Source organism: Cupriavidus sp. 01L45, assembly GCF_056399885.1.
On sequence record NZ_JBFTSG010000036.1, the window covers coordinates 53,704 to 67,431 of the forward strand.

The 13,728-nt window shown below is 67.2% G+C and carries 10 protein-coding genes; 1 reads left to right on the plus strand and 9 read right to left on the minus strand.

Annotated elements, in window-relative coordinates:
* The first annotated feature begins 203 nt into the window (after positions 1 to 203).
* On the plus strand, positions 204 to 2,474 hold the full coding sequence (locus tag AC1DT6_RS23645; RefSeq protein ID WP_477114944.1) for a PAS domain S-box protein: 2,271 nt from the start codon (positions 204 to 206) through the stop codon (positions 2,472 to 2,474).
* Positions 2,475 to 2,505: 31 nt separating this feature from the next.
* On the opposite strand, the gene AC1DT6_RS23650 is transcribed toward AC1DT6_RS23645, so the two are convergent.
* The 9 genes from AC1DT6_RS23650 to AC1DT6_RS23690 all read right to left on the minus strand — a co-directional run bounded on the left by AC1DT6_RS23650 (position 2,506) and on the right by AC1DT6_RS23690 (position 13,691).
* Entirely contained in the window at positions 2,506 to 3,300 is a 795-nt protein-coding gene (locus AC1DT6_RS23650) for a TorF family putative porin (protein ID WP_441631300.1), read from the minus strand.
* A gap of 57 nt (positions 3,301 to 3,357) precedes the next feature.
* Positions 3,358 to 4,320 (minus strand): electron transfer flavoprotein subunit alpha/FixB family protein, encoded by a 963-nt coding sequence (locus tag AC1DT6_RS23655; protein ID WP_441631298.1) that lies wholly within the window; start codon positions 4,318 to 4,320, stop codon positions 3,358 to 3,360.
* The gene (locus AC1DT6_RS23660; RefSeq protein WP_477114945.1) at positions 4,317 to 5,117 is read right to left on the minus strand and encodes an electron transfer flavoprotein subunit beta/FixA family protein; all 801 of its coding nucleotides are present in this window, start codon (positions 5,115 to 5,117) and stop codon (positions 4,317 to 4,319) included. The genes AC1DT6_RS23655 and AC1DT6_RS23660 overlap by 4 nt, the downstream gene beginning before the upstream one ends.
* Positions 5,114 to 6,559, minus strand: coding sequence for a hypothetical protein (locus AC1DT6_RS23665; protein ID WP_441631294.1), 1,446 nt, complete (start codon positions 6,557 to 6,559; stop codon positions 5,114 to 5,116). Before AC1DT6_RS23665 ends, AC1DT6_RS23660 begins: the two co-directional genes overlap by 4 nt.
* A gap of 13 nt (positions 6,560 to 6,572) precedes the next feature.
* On the minus strand, positions 6,573 to 8,735 hold the full coding sequence (locus tag AC1DT6_RS23670; RefSeq protein ID WP_477111410.1) for a (Fe-S)-binding protein: 2,163 nt from the start codon (positions 8,733 to 8,735) through the stop codon (positions 6,573 to 6,575).
* Between the two features lie 77 nt (positions 8,736 to 8,812).
* A complete protein-coding gene (locus AC1DT6_RS23675) occupies positions 8,813 to 11,005 on the minus strand; it encodes an oxidoreductase (protein ID WP_441631290.1) in 2,193 nt (730 codons plus the stop codon).
* A gap of 117 nt (positions 11,006 to 11,122) precedes the next feature.
* The gene (locus tag AC1DT6_RS23680) at positions 11,123 to 12,166 is read right to left on the minus strand and encodes a heme-dependent oxidative N-demethylase family protein (RefSeq protein ID WP_441631288.1); all 1,044 of its coding nucleotides are present in this window, start codon (positions 12,164 to 12,166) and stop codon (positions 11,123 to 11,125) included.
* 8 nt (positions 12,167 to 12,174) lie between these two features.
* The gene (locus AC1DT6_RS23685; protein ID WP_441631286.1) at positions 12,175 to 13,137 is read right to left on the minus strand and encodes a PDR/VanB family oxidoreductase; all 963 of its coding nucleotides are present in this window, start codon (positions 13,135 to 13,137) and stop codon (positions 12,175 to 12,177) included.
* Positions 13,134 to 13,691, minus strand: coding sequence for a dimethylamine monooxygenase subunit DmmA family protein (locus AC1DT6_RS23690; RefSeq protein ID WP_441631284.1), 558 nt, complete (start codon positions 13,689 to 13,691; stop codon positions 13,134 to 13,136). The genes AC1DT6_RS23685 and AC1DT6_RS23690 overlap by 4 nt, the downstream gene beginning before the upstream one ends.
* Positions 13,692 to 13,728 lie beyond the last annotated feature (37 nt).

Genomic DNA, 13,728 nt, shown 5'->3' on the forward strand with positions numbered 1-13,728 from the left:
AGGGACGCGCGCGATGGTGTTGCTGAGCGAAAAAAAGCAAGTATGATGGCGAGGCGCGTCTGGCAGGCACGGGATTGCTATTCATCGGATCACCTTGGGTCGCAACGCGCATTCAGTCCCGGACCGATCGCATGCAAGTCAACAAGCGAACGCCGGGAAATAATAATAGGGAGACGAGAGGGATTAGCGTGAGGGGGAGCATCATGCTGGCCGTGTGGCTGTATCTGAGCGGCGCGGCCGCCGCCTGCGGCTATGCCATTGGCGCCACCATGGGCTGGCTGCCCAGCAGTACACCGCTTGCCGTGGGCTGTCTCGGCGCAGCGCTGGTGCTGGTATCGGTGGCAACCGCCACCAACCGGCGCCTGCCCGCCAGACTGGCCGACCCCGGCACGCATCGCCCGAGTGTCGGGCCGATTCCGCTGCATCACGACTATCGTGCCCTGGTCGACGGGATCGAGGACATCGTGTTCGAGACCGATGCCGATGCCACATTCCATTTCCTGAATCATGCGTGGAAGTCCGTCACCATGCTGGATGTGCACCTTTGCCTGCACACTCCCGTGTTTCGTTATGTCCATCCCGATGAGCAAGCGCTCAACCGCGAACAGTTTCTCACAATCCTCTCCCAGAACAGCGATGCGTGCCGCTACGAGACGCGCCTGATCTGCCACGACGGGCGGCCGCGCTGGATGGAGGTGCGGCTGCGGCCCCGCTTCGACGGCCACGGCCGGGTAACCGGCACCACCGGCATGATGACCGACATCCAGTCCCGCAAGCGCGCGGAGGATGTGCTGCGCGCGCGCGACCGCAGTCTGTCGACCCTGCTGGACCACCTGCCCGGAATGGCGTTCCGCTGCCGCAACGACCGGCGCTGGACCATGGAGTTCGTCAGCGATGGCTGCTTCGAACTGACCGGCATGGAGGCGGTGGACCTGCTCAACCACCCGTCCTACGACGAGCTGATCCATCCCGACGACCGCGCTTATGTGTGGGACTACGTGCAGAGCCAGCTGGCGCAGCACAGGGCATTCCACCTGCGCTACCGCATCCGCACCCACGCGGGGCAGGAGAAATGGGTCAGCGAGCGCAGCCGCGGCATCTTCGCCGGCAACGGCACGCTGCTGGCCATCGAAGGATTCATCTCCGACATCAGCAGCCAGAAACGCGACGAGGAGCGCGCCGAGCGCGAGCCGCTGCACGACCGGCTGACCGGCCTCAAGAGCCGCGCCCTGCTGCTCGACCGCATCGATCTCGCCCTGCGGTACGGCGCGCCCTTCATGCTGCTCTGCCTGGATGTGGACAACCTGAAACGGATCAACGAACGGCATGGCCGCGCCTTTGGCGACCAGTTGCTGGCCCGCCTGGGCGAGCGCCTGGCCACCTGTTGCGGCCCGGGCATCTCGGCGGGACGCAGTGGCGGCGACGAGTTTGCGATTCTCGTCTTGCAGGCGCCGGCCAGCGAGGGAAGCCCGGCTCTCGACCCTGCCCGCTTTGCGGGACGCACGCAGAACGAGCGCCGGCTCGCCGCGGTGATCTCCGCATTGACGCTGGTGGACACGATCGCCGCCATGCTGGACACGCCGTTCGAGATCGACGGCATCTCCGCCTCCATCAATGCCAGGCTCGGCATCGCGATCCGGATCGCCAACCAGCCCGATGCCCGTTCCCTGCTGCGCGACGCCTTGCGCGCCGTGTATTCGGCGCAATGGCAAAGCGCCAATGGCACGGTGCGCTACGCCTTCGCGGGGGAAACGGCCCGGCGCACGGCACAGGCCTGGCGCCGCTCCCTCGGCGAATTCGCGCGCGCGTTCAGCTCGCATGGGCTTCAGGTGAGCCTGGCGCAGGTCATACCGCTTGGCGACGGCCCGCGCTGGGCGGAGGGATCGGCATGCTGGCACAGCACGCGCTCCGGCGCCATCCCGGCCGCGCATCTGTTCCTGTATGCGGCCCAGGCCGGCACACTGGACCAGTTGGCAGAACGCTACCTGCTCGCCATCTTCGACCAGGCCTACCCGTTGCTCGAACCACAGCAACGGCTTTGCCTGTGCCTTGACGCGGTGCCGCTCGACGCCATGGTGCTGCGGGGCCTGCAGGGCGCATTGCGGGCCATCGGCGACAAAGCGACCCTCGCCCGTATCGACGTGCTCCTCCCGCAATTCGCGGATCGCGGCCTTGCCGAACTCGATGTCACCCTTGCCGGCTTGCGCCGCGATGGTGTCCGCGTGGGCGTCGACCTGACCCCGGCCACCGCGCACGATGGCCCGTCCTTGCCCGACTGGACGCTGCTTGCGGATTTCTGGCGCATCCGGATGGATGCCGGCGCCGCGGATACGAGCCGCCTGGCGCGCCTGCTGCGGATCGCCGCCAGGCACGGCATCCCGGTAGCGGCGGCGGGAGAACCCGATGGCGCCGGCGGCCAGGGCCGCTTCCAGCATCGGGTCGGGCTCGCGGAGCCCATCGGGGTGGAAGCTTAGGCGGCCACCGGCGCCAGTGCCAGGCATGGCATCAGAAGGTTTTCTTCAGGCCCAGGATCCAGTGCGCGGTGCCAATCTTCTTGCCGTCCACCACCCACAGCGCGCGGTCGGCATTGGTCCCCGTATAGGCAAACGAGACGATCCAGCCCTCGCCAAAGGTCTTGCTAAGCGCGGCGCGCCAGTCCGTATAGTTGAAATCGCCGTAGTTGCGCACCCATTGGCGGCCCACGTGCAGCCCCAGCGTGACGTCCCACGGCAGCGGCACGTCCGCGTTCAGCTCCAGGTAGCCGCTGCCATGCGAATTGCCTTTGCCCGTGCCCATCGACGCGCTGTCGTAGCCGAAGAAATTGGTCAGCGTGCGCGAGTACTTCAGCGTCAGGATTTTCCAGCCGACGGCGCCATACAGTTCCAGCGTGTTGTATTTTTCGTCCGAGTCCGGCAGCTTGGGGTTTTCCGGATAGTAGAACTGCAGCAGGCCGACATCGAAGCGCCAGTCGCCGAACGACCTGGCATAGCCTCCGTACAGATCCAGCTCCAGGCTGGCGCCGTTGATCGCCTTGCTGCTGACATTGGTGCCCCAGATGCCGGCATACAGGCCGCTCTCATGGGCATAGTCGAAGCCGCCCTGGAGCGCCGGACGGTCCTGCGTATACGTGATGCCGCGGAATACATAGTTGCTCATGAGCGCGACGTTCGCGCTCACGGTATGGGGACTGGCGGGCGGTTTCGGTTCTTCCTGCGCGAACGCGCAAGACACCGCGCCCGCCCCGCCCGCCAGAAAACAGCCCGAAGCTACCACCCTGGCCCAGGATTGCGACAATTTCATGGTTCACCTTCGACAAGGAAAAGGCGGCAATCGCGCGAGGGCGGTGCCGGAACGCGATCAGAAGTGGTTTTGCAGTTCCTTGCCGATATCGAAGATATCGCCCACGATGCCGTACTTGGCGATAGTGAAGATGGAGGCCTCCGGATCGGTATTGACCGCCACGATGGTGTCCACGTGCTTCATGCCGGCCATATGCTGGACCGAGCCCGAGATGCCCATCGCCACGTAGAGCTTGCAGTTGGCCGCGGTCTTGCCGGACTGGCCGACCTGGCGAGATTTCGGCAGCCAGCCCGAATCCGCGATGGGCCGGGAGCAGCCGAGCGTGGCGCCCACCGAGTCGGAGAGTTCCTTGAACTGCTCGACGTTGTCTTCCTCGCCCACGCCACGGCCGATGGAGAGGATGAAGTCGGCACCCGGGATATCCACGTCGTCGCCGCCCGCCGGCTCCTCAAACGCCAGATGCTGGCTGCGCGGCGTCACCTGCGGCGCGGGCAGGCTCGTTATGGCCGGCGTGCCGGCTGCCTCCACCGGCTTGAACGAGCCGGGCCGCACCGTCAGCACCACCGTGGCGTGCCCCGGGAACTCCATCTCCACGTTCACCTTCTGCCCGTAGCCCGAGCGGGTGGCCACCCAGCCGTCCCCGTCGCGCTCCACCTTGAACACGTCGGTGGTGAACCCGTGGCCGTCGCGCACCACCAGCGGCGCCGCGTAGCCCAACGTATCGATGCTATGCGGCAGCAGCACCAACGAAGGCTGCCGCGCGGCGATCAGCGCGCGCACCGAAGCTTCATATACCTCCGGATCGAAGGCATCCCCGGCGCTCTGCACCGTCACGATCTCATCCACCCCCGCCAACTGCAGCGCCTGCGCGTGGCGCGCCGGGTCGGCGGCGATCAACGCCACCTGTACCGGCTCGCCGCTGGATGCCTTCAGCGAAGTTGCCAGGCCGATCAGCTCGCGGCTGACCGGACGCAGTTCTCCCTTGCGATGCTCGACTACCACCAGAATGCCCGCCATCATGCTTCTCCCCTGAATTCCTTGATGATCTTCGCCAGTTGCGATGCCTGCTCCGCGGGGGTGCCCTCGATCATCTGGGCGCGCCCTTTCTCCGGCACATACATGCGCCGCACCCGCGACAGCGATCCCGCCGCGCCGGTATCGCCGGCCGCCAGTCCGATGTCGTCCGGCCCGACCACCTCGATGGGCCGTGCCGCCGCCTGCTTGATGCCGCGCAGCGATGCGTAGCGCGGCGTGTTGATACCCAGTTGCAGCGTGAGCACGGCCGGGGTGTTGATCTTCACGACGGCGTAGGTGCCGCCCTCCAGCTCGCGCCGCACCGTTGCCGTGCCCTCGCCCGGGGTGTATTCCAGCGCGGCCACCACCGCCGCATGGGGTGTGTCCAGCAGGCCCGCCATGGCCATGCCGGTGGCGCCGAAAGCGTGATCGGAAGCCTGCACGCCAGCAAAAACAAGATCGGCGGACTCGCGGCGGGCAAGCGCGGCCAGCACGCGCGCCACCGCGATCGGGTCGGCCTCTTCCAGGGCGTCGTCCCAGACGCGGACCGCGCGGTCGGCGCCCTTGGCCAGGCACTTGCGCAACTCCTCGTCGGCGCTGTCGGGCCCCACCGTGGCCACGACCACCTCGATGTTGTCCCCGCCAGGCCCCTCCTTCAGCCGCATGGCCTCTTCCAGCGTGAAGTTGTCCCACTCGTTCAGGTCGTGCACCAGGAAGTCGGGGTCGATATCGCRGTTGTCACCGCGCATCTCGAAGTCCTCGTCCAGCGAAGCCACCTGCTTGATCGTCACCAGTATCTTCATAGCGTCTCCATCGTCATCAGCGGTGCTGATTGTTCGGCTCTCGGCGGAGCCTCGGTATGCGCGGCGGCGGGCACGCCGGCCAGCCGCGCGAAATGACTGAATATGCGGAAGCGAACCTGCGTGTCGGGGTCGTCCCGCATGCGCCAGCGGTCCGCATCCGTGAAATTGGGGTGATCGAGCACCATCGCCCGGTGCAGCGCATAGCCATCCTGACGCAAGGCGAGCAGCACGCCGCGCGGTGCGGCGCGGTTCAGGATCACTGCCCGGCGCACGTCCGGACTCTCGTGCGCCGCCAGCCTGGAAAGCTGCGCAGGCGATGTGGCGGCATTGCGCGCCACGCCCGCCAGCACGTCCACGCTGGCGCTGCGCGCGAGCCGGCGCAGCAGCGGCGGCGCCAGTTCGTCGCGGTAGACCACGCCCGCCTGGACCCAGTCCTCAGGGTCTGCGCCAAGCCGCTCAAGTACGGCAGCGGGACAGGCTGGATGCCGGGCGGCGGCGCGCCGTACTTCGGCATGAGCGTCCGCAGCGGCAATCGCCAGGAGCGCCGGCGGGCAAGCCGCATTGCGGGCCACCGTGCGGCGCACCCAGGAATCGGTGTCCTCCTGCAGCCAGCCGGCCATTCTTGCCGACAGGTCCGCCCGCGCCGCCACCGCGCGGCGCACGCCGGCCTCGGCATCGAAGCAAAGCGTCAGCAGCGCTTGCGCGGGCACGGCGGCATGGGCGGCGGCCGCGCGCCGCACGGTCGGGTCGGCATCGGCCGCCAGTTGCCGCAGTAGCGCCACCGGCGCGCGCGGATGCCGCGCCCCGCAGCGCCGTTCCAGCACGGTCTCGGGCACGGCCTCCAGCAAGCGGCCAGGGCAATGCGGATGCAGCAAGACCTGGGCGCGCACGGCCGGCTCGTCTACCGCCGCCGCCCACAGGGACAGCAACGTATCCGCGGCGGTGGCCAGGTTGATGGCAAGCAGGCGGTGCAGCACCGGCAGGTGGCGCCGCTCCAGCGCCGCCAGCACATCGGCAGCGGTACCCGTGTTCTCGCACAGTGCCCGCAGAATCTCGACCTGCGCGGTGCCTTCGGCCATCTGCGCCAGCACGCCGCGCGGCATGTTCGTATGCCTGGCCAGCAGCAGGCGCAGGCGCTCGCCCCCGCCGCCGCGCCAGAGCGTCACCAGCGCCTGCGCGGGAGCGGCCGGATTGCGCGCCAGGCGCAAGCCGACCGCAGCATCGTCGCGGGCGATCGTGGCAAGCCGCGCCAGTACCGCTGGCGCAAGGAATCCCGCCGACGCCAACAGCAAACGGTCCTGGCGGGCATCGAACAGGCGCGGCAGCAAGCACGCCTGGTGTGCCGGCAACGCGTGCGGATAGAGCGCAGCGGCCGCGTAAGGCTCCGCGTCTTCCTGCGCACGCCGCAGCAGCTCGTTCCAGTGCCGGCCCGAGAATCGCATCTCCGCCCCCGCCCTAAGCTTCCACCAGGCCGATAGCGGCATGGCTGGCCGGGGCGGCCTCAGCCGGCTCAGCCAGGGCGTCGCGGATCAACTCGATCAACTCGCGCACCACGAACTTGCCTTCGTAACCGCTGGTCTTCAGGGCGTCCTCGAACATGGTCAGGTCCTTCGGACAGCACACCACGAAGACTTCCAGCCCTTCGATGCCGGCGGCCTCGCGCATGCGGTTCTGCGACGGCTTTTCCACGCCGACCGGGTCGGGCATCCAGATGCGGCCGCCACCGGCGCCGCAACAGAAGGAGTTGTCGCCATGGCGCGGCATTTCCACCAGTTCGCAGCCGATCTGCTTCAGGATGTCACGCGGCGCGCCATAGCCCTTGTTGAAGCGACCAAGGTGACAAGGATCGTGCAGGGTCACGCGCAGGCGCTGCGGCTGGCGCACCTTGATCTGGCCCTGCTCCAGCATGCGCTGCACGTAGCTGGTGTAGTGCTCGATCTCATAAGTGCCCCCAAAATCCGGGTATTCGTTGCGGATGGTGTTGTACGAATGCGGGTCGGTGGTAACGATGCGTTTGAATTGCGCGGTGCCCAGGGTCACGATATTGGTCTCGGCCAGCAGTTCGTAAAGGCCTTCCTCGCCAACGCGGCGCACATCGTTGCCCGCATTCGACTCGCCCTCGAACAGCAGGCCGAACTTCACGCCGGCATCGTGCAGCAATGTGGCGAACGCCTGACTGACTTTCTGGTTGCGCGGATCGAACGAGGCATAGTCGCCCACGAACCACAGCAGATCCACCGGTTCCTTGCGCGCGTCCTTGATCTCGAACGGCAGCGTTTTGGTCCAGGCCGCGCGCTTGCGCTTGGATTCCCCGAAGGAGTTGCCGGTCTTGTGGATCGTCTGCAGGGTCTTCTGCAGTTGCGGCTCCATATCGCCGTCTTCCACCAGCTTGCGGCGCATCTGGACGATGATGGGCACGTGTTCGATCGCCACCGGACAGATCTCCACGCAGGCCATGCAGGTGCGGCAGGACCACAAGGTCTCCATGAACACCTGGCCGCCGTCCTTGCCGTGCGGGCTCAGCTTGACCTCGTCCGGCAGGGCTTGCTTCTGCAGCGCATCGTTGGCGAACTCGCGCAACGAGAGGATCACGTCGCGCGGAGACAGCGGCGCGCCAGACGCTTGCGCCGGACAGGCCTCGTGGCAGCGGCCGCACTTGGTGCAGGCATCCAGGTTGAGCAGGTGCTTCCAGGTGAAATCGGTGATCGTGCCGTAGCCGACCTTGTCCCCGGTGGCCGCCTGGCGCGGCAGGCGCTGCGCAGCCAGCGGATCCCGCAGCATCAGCGAACCGGCGGCGGTGAAAATGTGCTTGACCTTGGTGAAGGGGATCAGCGCGATCAGCGTCAGCGCCAGCAGGCCGTGGAACCACCACAAGCCGGAGCGCAAGACGCCTGCCGCCCCGGCGCCGACGCCCACGGTGCGCATCGCCTCGGCCAGCGCGGCGCCGAACGGCGACCACCAGCGCAACGCCCACACCTCGGGTCTTTCCTGCAGCCAGACCAGCCGCGCGGCTTCGAGCACGTAGCCGGTCACGCCGATGATGATCAGGGCCCACAGGAAGGCCCAGTCCTCGCGGCGGTAGCCGCTGCGGTCATAGCCCGGCTCTCCCGGCTTGCGGTCCGGCCGGGTGTAGTCGAGCTTGGGCGGCTTGATCCAGCCGCGCCGGATCATCATGTAGACCAGCCCGGCGATCATGGCCACGCCGGCGCAGTCGAGCACCAGCGAGAACCACAGGTAGAACTTGCCGTGCCAGAAGCGCAGGCCAAGCAGCTTGCCGGTGATGTCGTATTCCAGCGTGATCGTGGCGGTGCCGATAAACAGCAGCGCGAAGCCGTAGAAGATCAGCCGGTGCGCACGGCCGGCGGCGGGATCCCGCCGGGCGATGGTGCGGTGGCTGGCAACGGTGCGGCACATCTGCATGAAGCGCTTGCCGATTTCCAGCGGCGTGCCCAGCGGCTGGCCGCGCCGGTACTTGCGGATCTGCACGTAGGTGCCGTAGCAGAACACGCCGATGGCAGCGAAGCCCACCAGGTAGAACAGCACGATGGCAGGTGACGAGAATCCTTCAAACAGGACGCGGGTGACCTGGAGCGGGTCGAACTTGTCTGCGGCTGGCATGGCGGCTTCCGTCTGTGTGGATGCGGGGGCGCGAAGCGTCCGGCGGGAACGGCCTGCGTGGCCGTTCCCTGCCCGGATCAGATCTTGTAGATGATCTCGAACGTGCCTTCCTTCTTGTGCGGCACGCCCCAGACCGGCACCTCGCGGCGGTAAGGCAGCGGGATCTGCGCGTCCGCCTCCTCGATCTCGCGGGCCAGGCGCTGGCCGCCGAAGGTGGCATCCGCGATCAGCCGCGGCGCTTCCGCATCGCCGATCAGGTACACGCCCTTGATGCCGACGCTTTCCCAGCGGTCCTCCGCCGCTTTCAACTGGCGGTGCAGCGTATCGTTGGAGCGGCGGCCGGTCACCAGCACCAGCGAGTCGAACTCCAGCCAGCGATGGCTCTTGTTCTCGTCGCGCGGCGACTTGCCGGGGCCGCGGTAGGTACGACGCGATCCGTCGCCCCAGATGTTGTAGATCTCCAGCCGGCCCGGCTCGATGCGGCTGCAGAAATGGTCGCCCATCTCCTTGACCTTGAGCTCGTGCAGGCGCCGCATCATGTTGGGATATTCCAGCGTGAAGTGCATGTAATTGGCCAGGTGCACGCCGCTGACGATGGTCACCTCATGCCCGGCCGTGGCCAGCTTCTCGGCCAGGCTCGGCGCCATGAAGTAGGTGTCGGCGTTGAGGATCACCACCCGCTTGCCGATCGCCTTCTTACCGGCGATCACCTGCTCCGGCGTCAGCTGGTCGTCGCGCGAGGCGTCCGCGCCCGGGATCGGGTCGTGGGTCAGGCAGTTGGTGCCGTCGGTGACCCAGTGCGAGCCGGTGGCGATCACCACCTTCTCGGCGCCGTATTCCAGGATGGCGTTGGCCGTCAGCGCCTTCTGCCCCAGCGCAAGCTGGCTCTGCTTGTTCTTCTTCAGCAGCTTGTTGATCTGGGTTTCGCGGTAGTCGCGGTGATAGCCCCACTCGCCCAGGCCAGGCAGCGTGATGATCTGGTTCAGGTGGCCGCCGATCTTCTCGGCCTGGTCCACCAGGTGGACCGTATGGCCGCGCTCCATCAGCACGCGCGCGCATTCCGAACCGGCCGGGCCGGCGCCGACCACCAGCACCGCGTCGTCGGACTTCCTCCTGGCAAACCTCTCCGGGTGCCAGCCGCGGCGGTATTCCTCGCCGGCGGTGGCGTTCTGCGTGCAGATCATCGGCGGGCCGCCGATTTCCCAGCGCGAGATGCAGACGTTGCAGCCGATGCAGACGCGGATGTCATCGATGCGCCCTTCCTCGATCTTCTTCGGCAGGAACGGATCGGCAATCGACGGACGCGCCGCGCCGATAATGTCGGCGATGCCCTTGGTCACGATCTCGGTCATCTTCTCGGGATCGGTAAAGCGCCCCACGCCCAGCACGGGCTTTTTCGACACCTGCTTGATAAAGCGCGTCCAGGGGATCTGGTGGCCTTGCAGGTTGAAGCGCGAGGGGCCGGCGTCCTCGCCCCACTCGGCGATATCCCCCACATCCACGTCCCACAGGTCCAGCAGCGAATCCGCCATCTCGACGAACTTCATGCCGTCCTGCTCCACCTCGATGCCCGCGCAGCCGTACAGCGAGTCCACCGCGAAGCGCGTGGCGATGGCGCAGTCGTCGCCCACGGCGCGGCGCACCTTCTCCAGCGTCTCCAGCCAGAAGCGGGCACGGTTCTCCAGCGAGCCGCCGTACTTGTCGGTGCGCTTGTTGTAGTACGGCGAGAGGAACTGCAGCGGCAAGTAGGAGTGCGCGCCATACACGTAGACGATATCGAAACCCGCGTCACGGGCCCGGTAGGCGGCGTCGACGTAGTACTGCTGCACCTGCGCGATATCGCGCAGATCCATCTCCTTGCAGTAGGTCAGCGTTTCGAATTCCGACGCGTACTGGCTCGGGCCGCGCGGCGTGGCCCGGCTTTCCATGCAGGGCGCGTGCGCGCCGCCATACCACATCTCGATGCCGGCCAGCGCGCCGTACTTATGCACCTCGTCGGTCATCGCGCGCAGGTTGCGCACGTCGCCCTCGTCCCAGATCCGCGCCGACAGCCGGTGCGTGTCGTCGGACTCCGGGTGGATGGAGCAGTATTCCGTATTCAGCGCGGCCCAGCCCCCTTCGGCCTTCAGCGAACGGTGCGCGGCCTGGAAGCCGGGCAGCGTGGACCCGGCGCCGATGCAATGAGGCACCTGGTAGAACCGGTTGCGCAATGTCTTGGGACCGATCTGGATCGGTTCGAACAGGATGTCGTAGCGTGGGTCGCGGGCCATTTTTTGTCTCCAGCCGGTTTGTAAGGCGATCGCGCAAGGCGTCGCAAGCAGTGCGGAGCGCGCTGGCTCCGCATTGAATCTTCTGTGGGTGCCGATCTTGTTGTGTCTTCGCCGCGCTTACCCCGGGGCGGTACCCGCGCCGAGGGTGCGGCCGTCGTCGTGCCGCGCCAGCCAGTCGATCGCGGCCTGCCGGTAGCGCGTGATGCCTTTGTAGTCGACCAGTTCGTCCGGCAGCGTGCGCAGCACGCGGTGCAGGCGCGCCGCCCACCTGGGGACCGTGGCCAGTTCCTGCAAGCTGATCAGGTAGCAACGCACGCCAAAGCCGATGGCATTGCTGCGGGGCAGCCGGAACAGCGTCTGCAGTTCCACCCGCAGGTGCACCAGTTCGCCCGCGGTCTCGCGAGTGACCGAGGCCCGGTCCGCGCCCCACTCCGGATAGCGCTCCGGCGAGGTGTCCAGGCGCGGGTGAATGGTCATGGTCCAGTTCAGCCGGCGCACCGGCGCGCCTGCGCGCAGGTGCAGCAGATACTTCAAGGCGCGGTCGAAGATGCCCAGTTCGTGCGCCAGCGGCACGGGTCCGTGCCACTCGCTGAAACTCATGCCGAGATCGAAATCCAACGACCAGTCGGCCTGCGTGGTGACCATGCCGGCGTCCATGAACAGGTTGTCCTGGCGTTGATCCATCAACACCCAGTCACCCTGGTTCTGGCGGGCAATGTATTCCAGCGGCGGATACGGCAACGTCGCGGCGTCGCCAAAGACAAAGTCCTGGCGCAGGCCCAGCAGGCGGTTCTCCCAGGTCCAGCGCGTACCGTCGCGCCGCAGCGTGAAGTGCGCGGGATAGCTGGCCGCCAGCGACTCCATCATCAGCTCCAGCGTGTCCCACTCCGCCTGCATCATGTGCGGCAAGGCCATGCAGCGGCCCGGGTCCTGCGCAAGCACCAGGGCCCGTTCGCGGCATTCGCCGATGTAGTGCTCGTCGACGTCGAAGGGATGTTCGGTCACGCTGCCGGCCGGGCCGGCAGCATGCGGTTCGATGTTGACCGAGTACATGTACCGGTCTTCGTGGAACGGAAACGGAAAGCGCTGGATCGCGGCCGGGCTGTTGGCATAAGCAAAGTTGCCGCGGAAAGTCTCGTCTTGCTTGAACGTGGTGTGCATCGCGCCTCCTAGATCGCCAGCACCAGGCGCTGGCAGTTCGCCCGGGAGACGCAGGGCATCAGCTTGCGGCCGCTTGCCCTTTCCTCGATGGAAAGATAGTGATCGTGGTGGACCAGTTCCCCGTCGTTCTCCAGCACCTCCAGCTCACACTGGCCGCAGGCGCCGCCGCGGCACAGGTAGGACGCCTTGACGCCGGCCGCCTCGATCGCTTCGAGCAGGCTGGTCTCCGCGCCTACCTGGACGGTGATGCCGCTGCGCGCGAGCACTGCCTCGAATGGCGCGCCCGCCGGTGGAGCCAGGAACTGCTCCCAGTGCACGTGGCTGTCCGGCCATCCCGCCGCGCGTGCCGCCTGGCGCACCGCCTCGATCATGCCGGCGGGGCCGCAGACATAAACATCGGTGCCTAGCGGCTGGCCTGCCAGCACTTTGGCGAAGTGCAGCGGCTGGCCGGCGTCCTCCACATAGAGATGCAGCCGCTCGCCCGCCAGCCGAAGCAGCTCGGTGGCAAAGCCGGCGTGTTCCTGGCTGCGCACGGCGTAGTGCAGTTCGTACGGCGTTCCCAGCCGCTGCAATTCCGGCAACTGCGAGAAGAACGGCGTGATGCCGATGCCGCCGGCAATCAGGATGTGTTTCCGGCGCGTCTTGAGCAGCGGGAAGAGATTGACCGGGGCGCGCACGCGCAGGAGCGAGCCTTCCTTCACGTGCTCATGCATGAAACGCGAACCGCCCCGCCCTTCGTCGACGCGGCGCACGCCGATCTGGTACTGGCCGGTTTCCCACGGCGAACTCATCAGGGAATACGGGTTGCGGTGCAGGCGGTCCTCGCCCTGCATCTCGACCACGATATGGCTGCCCCCCGAAAAGGCKGGAAGAGCTTCCCCATCGGCGTGGCACAGCGTGAAGCGTTTGACCAGCGGCGTCACCGCCTCGATCCGCGTCACGCGTACCGGTATGCTTTCTTGCGGTTTCATGCTGCCCCCGGCGTTTCCGCATCGGCCATCACGCCCATGAAGGCGGCAAGCCGGCGGGAATAGTGATCGCGCACCAGCAGCTTGCGGCCGCAGCCCGCGCAGGGCGCGATGCCGCCGGACACGGCTGCGTTGCAGGTGCGGCAATGTACGCAGTAGACCCGCCGCGCGCCGGGCGCCACGCATTCGCATTGCATCTCGGCGGAATCCAGGCCATGCAGTTCCGCCACCCGGCTCACCTCGGCGAGGAAATCCTCGTCGCCGGCGGCGTAGAAGCGCAGGCCCATCGGCAACGAGGCCAGTGCATCGCCCAGTTGCTCGAGCAGCGCCGCGGTGGACGCCGCGACCGTCACATCGGCGCTGCTTGCCCGCACCGCCTGCGTGAGGTCGGCGCCCGCCTCGGCCGCGTACAGCACCTTGCACGCCCTGGCCGCGCCGGCCAGGCGACGCAGCGCGTCGCCACCCGCGCCCCGGGCCACGGCCAGGTGCACCTTGCCGCTGCCGTCGAACTGCAGCGGGCGGTACAGCGGCATGCTCTTGATGCCTGTCACCAGCATGGCAAGCTCCTGCGTGGTTGCGTGGTTGCGGTGCGTA

Coding starts and splice junctions, on each gene's coding strand:
- AC1DT6_RS23690 (WP_441631284.1), bottom strand. CDS start 13,691: ATGCTGGTGACAGGCATCAAGAGCATGCCGCTGTACCGCCCGCTGCAG.
- AC1DT6_RS23680 (WP_441631288.1), bottom strand. CDS start 12,166: ATGCACACCACGTTCAAGCAAGACGAGACTTTCCGCGGCAACTTTGCT.
- AC1DT6_RS23655 (WP_441631298.1), bottom strand. CDS start 4,320: ATGATGGCGGGCATTCTGGTGGTAGTCGAGCATCGCAAGGGAGAACTG.
- AC1DT6_RS23665 (WP_441631294.1), bottom strand. CDS start 6,559: ATGCGATTCTCGGGCCGGCACTGGAACGAGCTGCTGCGGCGTGCGCAG.
- AC1DT6_RS23670 (WP_477111410.1), bottom strand. CDS start 8,735: ATGCCAGCCGCAGACAAGTTCGACCCGCTCCAGGTCACCCGCGTCCTG.
- AC1DT6_RS23675 (WP_441631290.1), bottom strand. CDS start 11,005: ATGGCCCGCGACCCACGCTACGACATCCTGTTCGAACCGATCCAGATC.
- AC1DT6_RS23645 (WP_477114944.1), top strand. CDS start 204: ATGCTGGCCGTGTGGCTGTATCTGAGCGGCGCGGCCGCCGCCTGCGGC.
- AC1DT6_RS23650 (WP_441631300.1), bottom strand. CDS start 3,300: ATGAAATTGTCGCAATCCTGGGCCAGGGTGGTAGCTTCGGGCTGTTTT.